Genomic DNA, 13,407 nt, shown 5'->3' with positions numbered 1-13,407 from the left:
GTCAAGCTAGTTCTGATGGTTTGTAGTAAGCACAAAGGGTGCTTAGAAAATAAGGACTAAAGTCCTGACTACGAAATTGTTGACCTTATATTACGGCAATGGAGAAAACGAGACGATTCTTCTGACTCCTGAATTCTGATTTATGAATCAAATTTTAATTGTTGAAGACGAAGCAGGTGTTGCTGCTTTTATAGAAAAAGGCTTACGCAGACAGGGATACACAACCACCGTTGCCAAAGATGGACAGCAGGCGCTCCTTCTGGCTCAAAATAGTAAATTTGATTTGATGCTGCTTGATTTGGGATTACCATTTGTGGACGGTTGGACAGTATTAAAAGAACTTCGTAGACAAGGAGAGACTCTACCTATTATCATCGTCACAGCTCGTAAAGACGATCATGAAGGAGCGATCGCATTCAACAATGGAGCAAATGACTATATCACTAAGCCATTTCGCTTCAGTGACTTGCTGGAACGAATTCAAATCCATCTAAGTCGTGGTTGAGTATGAAACAGTACAGTAAGTTCGGTAAACTGACTTCTAAGCAATCAAATAGCCGCTTACAACTATCAAACAACTTAGCTACACACACAAGTATCTCTAGACATTGGTTTAGCTATTTGAAGGTTGGTCAAAAGATCGGTATTGGATATGCGCTGCTTGTTAGCATCGCCGTGCTGGGAACTACTATGGGTTTTGTGATTGCAGATCATTACAAGCAGAAAGCGCAAAAGCGGGAAGACGCAGCATTTGAAGAGTTATATCAAGCATCTCAACTAAAAACGAGCGTTTTTTATGTACGCACCACTCAACACCAACTGATTCTCTACATGGATAGACCAAAACTGTGGGAAAAAAATTATACTCAATTAATTGAGCATGTTGCCGAAGCCCGACAACTTTGGTTTGAATTAACAGCAAACTATACCATTAACAAGCCCACCGTATATGGTTCTATAAGTGGGCAGAAAGCAGTTTACCCCTTGTTGCAGAACTATAAAGGTTTTAGTGCTTACTTACAGCGTACAGAAGCTTTTTTTCGGGATAATAATCCCAATAAATTATCACCCAGTCAAATCAAGACAGCACAAAGTCAATTGTTCAATTTCATGCATGGCTCGTCAGTTTTTTTGATGGATGACTTTCTCAATGACATCACGAGCCTTGTGCAAATTACAGCCGAGGAGTATCAGCAAGCAAAACAGGAACTACAAACGGCAGAAAAATTACGCTTATACATTATCATCGGTAGCCTGTCACTATCAATTGCGATCGCCACATTACTAGCAATTTACACCAGTCGCGCCATTGCCCGTCCCATTCAAGCTGTCACTCATATTGCCCAACAGGTTACAGAAGAATCTAACTTCGATTTACAAGCACCCGTTACGACTAATGATGAAGTTGGCATCTTAGCGACTTCCCTCAATCGTCTTATTCAAGAAGTTCAGCAACTCATCAAAGCCCAAAAGGATGCTAACGAACAGCTAGAAGTATATAGCCAGGTGCTAGAAAAGAAAGTGCGCGAACGGACACGGGAGTTAGATGAGAAAAATCAACGCTTAGAATTGGCGTTAGCGGAATTACGTTCCACCCAAGCACAACTCGTGGAAAATGAGCAGGGGGAGGGGCAGAGGAAGCATTAGTTTGTAGGGTGCCCAGTTGAGCAAATTCATGTGTGGCAAGTATAATTATTAACCATGAAATTATTCAAATACTCCGTTAACTTTGCTTCTTCTTGCGTTGTCGCCTGTATCATTGCTTCTACGGCTACGGTGATTGCTCAACCTAAACCTTCACAAACCAATTCGGTAATAAAATTAACACCGACTCAGTTAAAAGTTTTGCGATCGCTAGGGTTAAAATTAGCATTACCAAGTTACGTACCCGCAAATTTTCATGCCGATAAAGTATTAGTCTCGGCTGGGCGCGAAAATGTTGACAGCTTGCGTTACTTAGTTATTTACCAAAATTTAAGTGCAGATAAATGCTTTGCGATTGAGTCAGCATCTGGTGGTATTGGCGACTTGCCCTCTGGGTCACGCAGTTACCCGATAAATTCTCCGATATTTGGAAAAAGTGTTTTGGAACAAGGATTATACGGTAATGCCAAACAACCAACATTGCTATCGCAGTGGTTGGGAGAGCAAAATGGCCCCTTTTACAGATTTGTTGGTACGGGAGTAATACCAGAATTGTCTAATTGTAGTAACGTTACTCCCCAAGAAGCAGTCAAAGTTTCGCAGTCGATTCGATACTTGAATTAATCGACTACGGCGACTAAAGATTTACTTTATAAATTGTCTCTAAGCAAGCCCCTTCTCTACGAGAGGCTGTGCCAACAGGGCAGAATTATGAGAAAATTCTCATACAAGTTTCATAAAAGACTCATAGAAGATTGAGAACCTATTTAATTAGTACTGCATGCATCTATTCACTGAATAATTGAGGGACATTTAGCCATGAGACTGATGGTATATTCCCACGATGGCTTTGGTCTCGGTAATATTCGCAGAATGCTGGCAATCTGCACCCATTTACTTGATTCGATTCCAGAACTTTCTATTTTAGTTGTTTCTGGTTCGCCGATGCTGCACAGTTTTCGTCTCCCGAAAAGACTTGATTACATTAAGCTACCCTGTTTAAATCGGGGAACATCAGGTGAAATGTATGTCAAGTATCTGGGGACAGAAATAGATGAAACAGTGAAATTGCGCTCAGAGTTAATTTTATCTGCGATCGCTAATTTTAAACCGGATATATTTCTAGTAGACAAAAAGCCCTATGGTATCCGCAATGAATTAAAAGCTACTGTCGAATATCTGAAAGCAAAATTGCCGGAAACTCCCTTAATTCTCCTGCTGCGTGACATTTTAGATCATCCAGATGTGACAATCGCAGAATGGCAAAAGCACGGTTACTACGAAGCAATCGATACATTTTACAAGTCCGTGCTTGTGGTTGGCACTCCCGAAATTTTCGATATCCGCCAAGAATATCAACTACCGCCAATGGTTGCCCAGAAGGTGCAGTTCTGTGGTTACATCCGCACAGAACTGGGGCGTAAAAGTCCAAATCTTATCCGTAGTGAGTTGCGATTAAGTCCAGAAGAACAACTTATTTTAGTTACGCCGGGTGGTGGCGAAGATGGTTACAGCTTAATTGATAACTATTTATCGAGTTTGGCATTGTTGCCAGCTTCTTATAAATTACGAAGTTTAATTATATGTGGCCCGGAAATGCCCGTCAAAGATAAAGCAGCATTAGAACAAAAAGCTGCTGCATATCCTCAGGTGCAGATGAGCGACTTTACCGATGATTTGATGAGTTACATCGCCGCCGCAGATGCCGTAGTAGCAATGGGAGGCTACAACACAACTTGCGAGATTCTCTCAGTGGGTAAGCCAGCAGTAGTCATACCTAGAATTAAACCATCACGAGAACAGTGCATTCGTGCAGAACACTTGGAAAAATTAGGGGTTTTAGCGGCTATTCATCCAAATGATCTAGCTCCAGATTTTTTACTGCGATCGCTGTTAAAACAACTCCAAACTCCGCAGATTTCCCTGACGACAATTAATCTGGATGGATTGCCCAAAATTAGCCAATATATCTCCACCTTACTAGCAAAAAAAAAGAGCGTGATTCCATTTTGCTACAAGTCCCCGGAACAATTACCGGAATTAGCAATGATTGCCAAAATTGTTTAAAGAGGTAAAGTTGTTATGAAACGTCTTATGTTCTACTGCCAACATATTTTGGGTATGGGGCATCTAGTTCGCAGTCGGGAAATTGTGCGCGGTTTAACCAAAGACTTCCAAATTTGTTTTATTAATGGCGGTGAAATAATTCAAGGATTTGAAATTCCTGCTGGTGTCGAAGTCATAAACTTGCCTGCAATTAAAACTGACGCAGAATTTACAGAACTGCAAGTAGTAGATGATGTCTTTAGTCTCACCGAAGTCAAGGAAATCAGAAAAAATCGACTTCTGGAAATATTTGACCAATTCCAGCCTGATATTTTAATAGTTGAGTTATTTCCCTTTGGAAGAAGACGCTTCTCTTTTGAATTAATTCCCTTGTTAGAAAGAGCAAAATCAAATAGAAGCTCAACCAAAGTTGTTTCTAGCTTGCGAGATATTGTAGTTGCTAAACCAGAGAAACAGGCGAAACACGAAGAAAAAGTATGTAACTTAATTAACAAATATTTTGATATGTTACTGGTTCACGGTGACCCGGAATTAGTCCCACTAGAAGCAACCTTTTCTAGAGTTAACGACCTTAACTGTGAAGTATATTACACGGGATATGTTGTGCAAGAACCACTGACAAATCCTATTTTAACTGATGAAGATCGAGAAATTATTAGCTCAGACAAACCCCTGATTTTAGTCAGCGTAGGAGGTGGGAGATTTGGTCATGAATTGCTTGAATCTGTAGTGAAAACAGCCCCTTTCTTAGAGAAAGTATTACCGCACAACATTCAGGTTTTTACCGGACCATTCATCCCAGATTCAAAATTTCATGAGTTGCAAGCAATGGCAAGACATAGTAAAAATCTCCACATTCGACGCTATACTCCTTACTTGCTAAATTACATGAAAAAAGCAGACCTTTCCATAAATATGTCTGGCTATAACACCACAATGAATGTTCTAACCACAGGTGTACGAGCCATGATTCTTCCCTTTACAGGCAACCAGGATCGAGAACAAACTATTAGAGCCGAAAAGTTAAGCAATTTAGGAATCGTCAAATTTATCAATCCTAATGATTTGCAACCCGATTACTTTGCTATTAATATTATTAATTACCTCAAAGAGCAACCAAACAAAATTAGCTTTGATTCCAGCGGAGTTGAAAAGACTGCAACCATCTTAAAAACTTTAGCAGTTAAACAAAAAGTTGCATAATAAATTCATAGAAAAATAGAATCATGGATAAAACAAGAATTTGTATTACTACACTCGAATATCCACCCGATATTGGCGGGGTTGGTGAATCAGTACATCGAATTTCCCAGATGCTAATTAACAGTGGCTATGAAGTTCACGTTGCAGTTTTTCGTTCAAAACAACGCCTAGTTTATGATGGAAGTCGCAGACGAGCAAGTTGCACATCAACGCTTCAAAATGGTGTGTTTGTGCATCGCATTAAGTCAGCCGTTCGCAATCAAACAACAGAAATCCAAGACTTTTTTAGCGACGTTTACTTTCAACTCAAATGTCTGCATCAAAAACATAGCTTTGACTTGTTTCACGCCTTCTTTATGAATGAAACAGGTTATGTAACAACGCTTTTAGCAAAAGAAAATGATGTTTCGGTAATCAATAGTGTTCGTGGTAGCGACTTACATAAGCATATTTTTAATCCTAAGAATCATGCTCAAATAGCATGGATTTTAGAGAATTCTGCTTGGGTGACATTTGTCAGCCGTGACTTGCTCAAAAGAGCTAGTGTTATTAGTCCAAGTGTGAAGTTAAAATCATCAGCTTTCTGGAATTCCATCGCACCTATTAACTTTGAACAATTCCCCACTCCGTCTCTAATTAACGAATTGCCAGGTATTGTTATTGGTTCATCGGGTAGGTTCCGAGACAAGAAGGGCATTGAATTTCTCCTCGATGCTTGTGCCCAATTGGGTAAAGAGTTAGATTTAACACTATTGTTGATAGGTGATTTTGTTGAGAAAGAACGAGAATACTGGGAACAACAAGTACAGCAAAGCGGTATTGGTAATCGCCTCCGCATCACTGGAATTACCAGCCGCCAAGAAGCTTTAGCTTATCTCCCCCATTTAGATATTTTTGCAATTCCCTCACTGCATGACGGTTGCCCCAATACGCTTTTAGAAGCGATGCTAGCGAGTCGAGCAGTAATTGGCACTCGTGTAGATGCGATCGCAGAAATTATAGAAGATGGTGTAGACGGTTTACTTATCAATCCCGGCAGTACAGAAGAATTAATTGCTGCACTTCGATATTTAGCAACACAACCAGAATTGCGGCAAAAGTTGGGTGCAGGAGCCAAAACAAAAGTAACTCAACAGCTTGCCCCATCAGTAGAATACCAAAACTGGATGAATGTTTACCAACGAGTCTTAGCGGCATCTGAATCAGTTTTGTTAGGCGAAATATCCCTCGTGTAGTCCCTTCCAATCCAGAGAACTAAAAGAATTTAGGACTCACACAAGATCCCTCTAAAACACCTCTTCCTTAGCGCCCTTTGCGCCCTTCGCGGTTCGTTTTCTTATAACTTTGAAACCATGAACAAACCACAAATCACCATAATTGTTTCGCAGCGTGAGCGATTCAGTTACACCCGCGAATCGTTAGAAAGCATTTACGAACACACTCAACTACCTTTCTCCCTAGTTTATGTAGATGGCGGTTCACCTGAGCATATCCAGCGCTACCTCAAAGAACAAGCCCAAGCAAAAGGATTCCAATTAATTCGTACAGAACACTACCTATCACCCAACCAAGCCCGTAACCTGGGTTTACAACAAGTTAATAGCGAGTATTTAGTATTTATTGACAACGATGTAATTGTTAGTCCAGGTTGGCTCAACTCCTTACTCGAATGTGCCAAAGAAACAAACGCGACTGTAGTCTGTCCCCTTACTTGCATTGGTCAGCCTTTAGGAGAAACAGTACATTTGGCGGGTGGTGAAGCTCATATTGTTGTGGAGATACAGGAAACTGCAATCAAGCGACGGGTGCATGAAAAACACTACTTTGTAAATCGGAAAGTTGCTGAGGTGCAGGATCAACTTCATCGTCAGCAATGCGAGTTTGCCGAGTTTCACTGTATGTTAGTTCGCACTGAGATTTTTGGGCGAATTGGGCTGTTAGACGAGAAATTCCTGAGTACGCGGGAACATATCGATTTTTGTCTAAAAGTGGCTGAGGCAGGAGGTACATTTTACTGTGAACCAGCCTCGGTAGTTACCTATGTACCAGGGCTAAAGTTTGAATTGTCAGAACTGGCATTCTTTATGCTGCGCTGGAGTGATGCTTGGGAAATTGCCAGTTTAAAACACTTCTCCGAAAAGTGGGATTTAACGTCTAATGACAAGTATTTTAAGAAACGCTACAAGCGGATGGGGCATCGTCGTCATCAGGGATTTTTGAAGCCGTTGCTAAGTCGTCTCACCTTTGGGAAAAATCCCCTGTGGCTGGAGAAAATAGCGATCGCTCTTGAAAGAAAATTAAATTACTACATTAGCGATCGCTATACTCAAAGTCATCCCACAGTCAACACAACCAAACCCGTCCCCAAGTTAGTCTCTCTCGTTCATTCCCTGGAGGGAGATAAGTCGTAATGGCGGCTAGAGATCCCAAAAGTCTGAGGGCTGCTTTACCAGGAATTGTGCGGATTTTGCAGCGGTTTTCGCCCCAGTTGAGCAAACAAAAGGCGCTGCTGATTGTCTCTTTTGTGGCACTGATGGCTGAGATTTTCTTGCACCTGCTGGAACCCTGGCCGCTAAAGTTTATTTTTGATTACATCCTTGTACCTGGTTTTCGATCTCAGTCTTTAGGAATTCCCCTACTTTCAGGACTGGGCCCATTTGCCCTATTAACAGGCTTGACGTTGGGTTTAGTAGCGATCGCTTTACTTCGGGCTACTGCTGCTTACTTTAGTGTGGTGGGCATGGCACTGGCAGCTAGTAATGTGTTGACTGAAATTCGTTCTGACCTTTACAGTCATCTCCAAAGTCTCTCTTTATCATTTCACCACAAAGCCAAAACCGGCGATTTAATTACCCGCGTTACCTCCGATATTGAACGACTGCGAGAGGTGACGGTGATGGCAGTATTACCCCTAATTGCCCATTCCCTCACCTTAGTCGGGATGATTTTTGTCATGTTCTGGCTGCATTGGGAACTAGCGCTAATTGCTGTCGCCGTGTTTCCCTTATTTATTTTCTTCACCATGCGCTTGACAAAACGCATTCGGCAAGTAGTGCGATCGCAACGTCAACGCGAAGGGGCAATGGCCGCAACGGCGGCGGAATCCATCGGGGCAATCAAGGTTGTTCAAGCCCTCTCTCTGCAAAATATGCTGGAGAGGACTTTTTCGGGACATAATCGCCAAAGTTTAAAAGAAAGTGCCAAGGCGCAAAAACTCGCAGCCGGTTTAGAACGGATGGTAGAACTGCTGGTAGGCATTGCTACTGCTTTGGTGTTATGGCGGGGTGTGCAGCTGGTATTGAGACAGGCGATCACACCTGGGGATTTGCTTGTATTTGTCAACTATCTCAGGATTGCTTTTAAGCCGATGCGGCAACTTGCCAAATATACCGGGCAAATCGCTAAAGCTACCGCTTCCGGTGAGCGTATCCTGGATGTGCTGGACACCGTACCCGAAATCAGCGATTCACGGGGAGCAATGGATGCACCGCCTTTACTGGGAGGTGTGCGGTTTGAAAATGTCACCTTTGCCTACGAACCAGCAAAGAGAATTTTGCAAAATATCAGCTTTCAGGTGCAACCTGGTCAACACGTTGCTTTGGTGGGACCATCTGGTGGCGGTAAATCCACCTTAGTAAGTTTGTTGTTACGACTTTATGACCCATTCGAAGGGCGAATTTTAGTTGATGGTCATGACCTGCGCGAATACAAGGTGCAATCTATCCGCCAGCAAATTAGCGTGGTGTTACAAGATACAATTTTATTTGCTGCCAGCGTCAAAGATAATATTGCCTACGGCTGTTTGGGGGCTTCAGACCAAGCAATTGAACAAGCTGCGCGTCTGGCAAATGCCCACGATTTTATCATGGCGCTACCTGAAGGCTACGAGACTATTTTAGGGGAGAGAGGGGCGACACTTTCGGGAGGACAAAGGCAGAGAATTTCCATTGCTCGTGCTGCTATTCGTCAAGCTGCGATTGCAATTCTAGATGAGCCTACCACTGGCTTAGACAACGAAAACGAACACGCCGTCAACGAAGCACTCGATCGCTTAACTCAAAAATGCACCACCTTTGTAGTTTCTCATAATCTTAGAGCCGTTGAACAAGCCGATTTTATTCTCTACATCGAAGACGGACAGATTTTAGAGCAAGGTACGCACAAAGAATTGCTGCGTTTAGGTGGACGCTACAGCGCAATGTATGCCTTGAAATCTGCGGTAAATTCCCACGAGGATGATGTGTATGCAGTTGAAGCTTGATGAGAAGGGAGTAGGAAATGAGGAAGACAAGAAAAATCCCCAATCCAAAATTGACTCAACCCGTGTAATTTTAGTGCGTCATGGTCAGAGTACCTACAATGCCCAAAAGCGCTATCAAGGAAGTTGCGATGATTCAGTGTTAACTGAGAAGGGGCGCAGCGATGCTTACCAAACTGGGGTTGCTCTCAAAGGAATAGAATTAGATGCAATTTATATAAGTCCTCTCCGACGAGTCAAGGAAACTACATTTGAAATTCTAGAAGGGATGGAAGTAGAGGAGCAGAAGAGAATCTTTACATCTTCCTATCTCAAAGAAATCGATATGCCCACATGGCAGGGACTGACATACAAATACGTACAAGAACACTTTGCGGCAGATTATCGCTGCTGGAAGGAGCGACCCCATGAGTTTCAAATGGCAGAACCGCAGCCAGAAAAGCATTTAAAAACAACAGGTGTAGCGGTTGCGACATGTGTACAGCAATGCTATCCCGTACTAGATTTGTACGATCGCACCCATCAATTCTGGCAGGAAATTCTGCCGCGCCATGTTGGCAAGACTATTCTAATTGTCAGCCACAGTGGCACAATTCGGGCATTAATCAGTACTGCGATCGCCATGAAATGTGAAAAATATCATGTCCTCCAGCAATCAAACTGTGGCATCAGCATTCTGAATTTTCCTACACCCGGTGAACAGCAAGGGCGACTGGAGGCAATGAATATTACCACCCATCTAAGTGAAGTCATCCCCAAGCTGAAGAACGGTAAACAAGGTCTGCGTCTACTTGTAGTACCAGCCACAGGCACAGCGCCACATTTAATTCATCAGCTAGCTGAACGCTTTCAGACAATACCAATAGATTTCAGTCTCAGCAGTGATTTAGATAGTTCCCAACAAAACGCCGAGCAACTGCTTAAATATCATCCAAAAACCGTGCAACTTCAAGTACTGCGGCAAGATTTTCTCGCCATCTGGCAGCAAAACCTTTTATCTAAACGCGCCGTAGTGCCATCAAATGACATAGATTTAACCCGTCCCACAACTGGATTAGTAGTTGCTTCTCCCTCCATCATCGAAAATATGCTGGTTCACATCTTGGACACTTCACCACAGTGTTTGCAAGTGATTCCCGACACTCTTAGCGTTGTTTATTATCCTCTAAAAAGCTCTTTCCCTGTGTTGCAAGCCATGAATATTACTTAATTTGTCATTTGTCATTGGTTAAAGGCTCAATTTCCGAGTTCAGAGGCTCAACGTTCAAGCTAAAAGGCTCAACGTTCAAGCTAAAAGGCTCAACGTTCCAGCTAAAAGGCTCAACGTTCAGGCTAAAAGGCTCAATGTTCAGGCTAAAAGGCTCAATGTTCAGGCTAAAAGGCTCAACGTTCAGGCTAAAAGGCTCAACGTCCAAGCTAAAAGGCTCAATGTTCAGGCTAAAAGGCTCAACGTTCAGGCTAAAAGGCTCAACGTCCAAGCTAAAAGGTTCAACGTTCAAGTTCTGAACTCGAAATTTTCACAATTCTAAAAGAACAAGTCAAGTTTTTGACCAATGACAAATGACAAATGACAAAGCATGAAAATACTAATTACTGGAGTTGCTGGTTTTATTGGCTTTCATTTAGCACAGCGTCTCTTAACAGAAGGGATACAAGTTTACGGCATCGATAACTTTAATAACTACTACGATGTCAGCTTGAAAAAAGCCCGCTTGAATCAACTTTATCCCGAAACTGGATTCACCTTTCAATTTTTGGACTTGAGCGATCGCCTTTCTACTGCCGAACTATTTCAATATTATACCTTTGATTGCGTGGTTCACTTAGCAGCGCAAGCAGGAGTCCGCTATTCCTTGCACAACCCCTATGCCTACGTAGACAGCAATCTTTCAGGGTTTGTCAACATCCTGGAAGGTTGTCGCCATAGCCAGGTTAGTCATTTAGTGTTTGCCTCTTCCAGTTCTGTTTATGGCACAAATACTAAAGTTCCATTTGCTACTAGCGATAACGTTGACCATCCCATTTCACTCTACGCCGCTACCAAAAAATCAAACGAGTTGATGGCTCATGCGTACAGCCATTTGTACAACTTACCAACTACAGGATTACGCTTTTTTACAGTGTACGGCCCTTGGGGAAGACCGGATATGGCATATTTTAAGTTTGTGCAAGCGATCGCTAATAACCAACCAATTGACGTTTACAACTTTGGCAAAATGCAACGAGACTTCACCTACATTGATGACGTAATTGAAGGGCTGGTTCGAGTGATGCACAAGCCACCCCAAGCGAATAATCAAAATAGCTCAATTAGTAAAGCGCCCTACAAGCTCTACAATATCGGGAATAACAGCCCAGTAGAGTTAATGACGTTTATTGAAATCATCGAAAAACTCTTGGGTAAGCAAGCCAAAAAGAATTTACTACCAATGCAGCCCGGTGACGTTCTTTCTACCTATGCTGATGTAGATGAACTGATTCAAGATGTAGATTTTCAACCTGTAACTCAAATAGAGCAAGGCATCGAGCGCTTTGTGCAATGGTATCGAGACTATTACGATAACTAAAAAAAGCATTCCCGGACGGATGAAAAAGCAATCTCGGTGGAAAAATGTCTGGAATGTTTGCCATCTCAGTTTGCTTGCTTTTACAACGACGTTTGTATTGACAAGTAAGGTTTTTGCTAACGAAGCTTCCCCTGCTGTTTTGACTAACAACACTGATTTCTTTGCCAAAATTAATGCTGTTTCTGAGTTAGCAAAAATTCAACCTACTGACTGGGCTTTTCAATCTCTCAAATCCTTAATTGATCGCTACAGTGTGCTTGTTGGTTATTCTGACAGCACCTTCAACGGTAACCGAGCTATGACTCGCGATGAATTTGTTGCCATTCTGGCCACAACTATCAACCGCATCGACAAACTGAAAAGTGCAGAGACAGCTAACGGAATCAGCCAGGAAGACTTGGAAAATTTGAAGCGCTTGAAAGCTGAATTTGGCAAAGAACTAGAGGTTATCCAAGGGCGATTAGCCAATTTGGAAAACCGCATAGAGTCTACAATACAACCATTTTCTATCACTACTAAATTCAAAGGAGAAGTTCTTTTTGCCGTTTCTGGGGTTAGCAGTGGGGAAAAAGTTGATGGTAGCGGCGATAGCACAGACAGTAATCTTACCTTGAGTAGTCGAGCACGCCTGACTTTCGATACAAGCTTCACCGGAAAGGACAACCTCAGAATTCGCCTACAAGCTAGTAATCTCCCTAGAATAGATGATGCGACGGGAACTGATATGGCTCGTTTAGCCTTTCAGAGCAATAGCGATAACGAATTTGAATTGAGTGTTCTAGAATATCGCCTTCCCATAGGAGAGCAAGCTACTGTTTATTTTGAGGCGGAAGGTGGTGACCTTGATGATTTTGCTGATCCGCTGAATCCCTTTTTGAGTAGCAGTGGTCATGGTGCTATTTCTCGTTTTGCACAGCGTAACCCAATTTATCGCCAAGGAGGGGGTGCTGGAGTGGGGTTAGTTTACGATTTTAGTGAATCAATAAGCTTAAGTTTGGGGTATTTGGCTGATGATGTTAACGATCCCGAAGTTGGATTTGGTGAGGCGGAATATGGAGCGATCGCTCAACTGACTCTTGAACCCAGCGATTCCTTCAAGGTTGGCTTGAGCTACATCCACTCATACAACAGCCTCGACACAGGAACTGGTAGCAGTCGCGCCAACGATCCTTTTGATGATGAGAGTGATGCTATTCTTGCAGATTCCTTCGGATTACAATCAGCGATCGCACTTAACAATAACTTGAATGTCTCTGGTTGGGTTGGCTTTACCCGTGCAACAGCGATGGATTTACCAAACAACCCAACGGCAGATATTTTTAACTGGGCAGTAACTTTGGCTTTGATTGATTTGGGCAGAGAAAACAGCATTGGAGGAATTGCGATCGGTCAACCACCCAAAGTTATTAACAATGACTTGGAAGTTGCAGATCAAGAATACAAAGATCAAGACACCTCTCTCCATTTAGAAGCCTTCTACCGCTTCCAAGTCGATGACAATATTACGATCACTCCAGGACTAGTATTGATTACTAATCCAGAACACGACGGCAACAACAGCACAAGCTATATCGGTACAATTCGGACAACTTTCAGGTTTTGAACTAATCCCAGAATTTCACGAAATTCCCGTTACCAACGTATTTGTAGCAGGAGTTTCGTGAAATG

The 13,407-nt window shown here is 42.5% G+C and carries 11 protein-coding genes and 1 pseudogene; all 12 read left to right on the top strand.

Going from position 1 to position 13,407, the window contains the following annotated elements; all coding sequences use genetic code 11:
* Nucleotides 1-142 precede the first annotated feature (142 nt).
* The 12 genes and pseudogenes from H6G92_RS13125 to H6G92_RS13070 all read left to right on the top strand — a co-directional run bounded on the left by H6G92_RS13125 (nucleotide 143) and on the right by H6G92_RS13070 (nucleotide 13,342).
* Entirely contained in the window at nucleotides 143-505 is a 363-nt protein-coding gene (locus tag H6G92_RS13125; RefSeq protein WP_190894121.1) for a response regulator transcription factor, read from the top strand.
* A gap of 2 nt (nucleotides 506-507) precedes the next feature.
* Nucleotides 508-1,647 carry a HAMP domain-containing protein gene (locus H6G92_RS13120; RefSeq protein WP_190894120.1) on the top strand — a complete coding sequence of 380 codons (1,140 nt, stop codon included), beginning with the start codon at nucleotides 508-510 and terminating at the stop codon, nucleotides 1,645-1,647.
* Nucleotides 1,648-1,701: 54 nt separating this feature from the next.
* Nucleotides 1,702-2,268, top strand: a complete 567-nt coding sequence (locus tag H6G92_RS13115) for a hypothetical protein (RefSeq protein ID WP_190894119.1) — start codon at nucleotides 1,702-1,704, stop codon at nucleotides 2,266-2,268.
* Between the two features lie 195 nt (nucleotides 2,269-2,463).
* Nucleotides 2,464-3,711, top strand: coding sequence for a glycosyltransferase family protein (locus H6G92_RS13110; RefSeq protein ID WP_190894118.1), 1,248 nt, complete (start codon nucleotides 2,464-2,466; stop codon nucleotides 3,709-3,711).
* A 15-nt stretch (nucleotides 3,712-3,726) separates the two neighbouring features.
* Nucleotides 3,727-4,914: a glycosyltransferase family protein gene (locus H6G92_RS13105; protein WP_190894117.1), complete on the top strand. Its 1,188-nt coding sequence runs from the start codon at nucleotides 3,727-3,729 to the stop codon at nucleotides 4,912-4,914.
* A 23-nt stretch (nucleotides 4,915-4,937) separates the two neighbouring features.
* The gene (locus tag H6G92_RS13100; RefSeq protein WP_190894116.1) at nucleotides 4,938-6,149 is read left to right on the top strand and encodes a glycosyltransferase; all 1,212 of its coding nucleotides are present in this window, start codon (nucleotides 4,938-4,940) and stop codon (nucleotides 6,147-6,149) included.
* A 117-nt stretch (nucleotides 6,150-6,266) separates the two neighbouring features.
* Entirely contained in the window at nucleotides 6,267-7,325 is a 1,059-nt protein-coding gene (locus H6G92_RS13095; protein WP_190894115.1) for a glycosyltransferase family 2 protein, read from the top strand.
* Nucleotides 7,325-9,175 carry an ABC transporter ATP-binding protein gene (locus tag H6G92_RS13090; protein WP_190894114.1) on the top strand — a complete coding sequence of 617 codons (1,851 nt, stop codon included), beginning with the start codon at nucleotides 7,325-7,327 and terminating at the stop codon, nucleotides 9,173-9,175. Before H6G92_RS13095 ends, H6G92_RS13090 begins: the two co-directional genes overlap by 1 nt.
* Complete coding sequence (locus H6G92_RS13085; protein WP_242059118.1) at nucleotides 9,159-10,382, top strand: histidine phosphatase family protein; 1,224 nt, start codon at nucleotides 9,159-9,161, stop codon at nucleotides 10,380-10,382. Before H6G92_RS13090 ends, H6G92_RS13085 begins: the two co-directional genes overlap by 17 nt.
* 106 nt (nucleotides 10,383-10,488) lie before the next feature.
* A pseudogene (locus H6G92_RS40830) lies at nucleotides 10,489-10,701 on the top strand (hypothetical protein); the annotation flags it as partial.
* A 48-nt stretch (nucleotides 10,702-10,749) separates the two neighbouring features.
* Nucleotides 10,750-11,739, top strand: a complete 990-nt coding sequence (locus H6G92_RS13075; protein WP_190894112.1) for an NAD-dependent epimerase — start codon at nucleotides 10,750-10,752, stop codon at nucleotides 11,737-11,739.
* Nucleotides 11,740-11,758: 19 nt separating this feature from the next.
* Complete coding sequence (locus tag H6G92_RS13070) at nucleotides 11,759-13,342, top strand: iron uptake porin (RefSeq protein ID WP_190894111.1); 1,584 nt, start codon at nucleotides 11,759-11,761, stop codon at nucleotides 13,340-13,342.
* The last annotated feature ends 65 nt before the right edge of the window (nucleotides 13,343-13,407 follow it).

Source organism: Nostoc foliaceum FACHB-393 (genome assembly GCF_014698505.1).
GTDB classification, from domain to species: Bacteria; Cyanobacteriota; Cyanobacteriia; order Cyanobacteriales; family Nostocaceae; genus Nostoc; species Nostoc foliaceum_A.
Note: the sequence above shows the minus strand (reverse complement) of the source record. Positions and strands in the feature narration are given on the sequence as shown.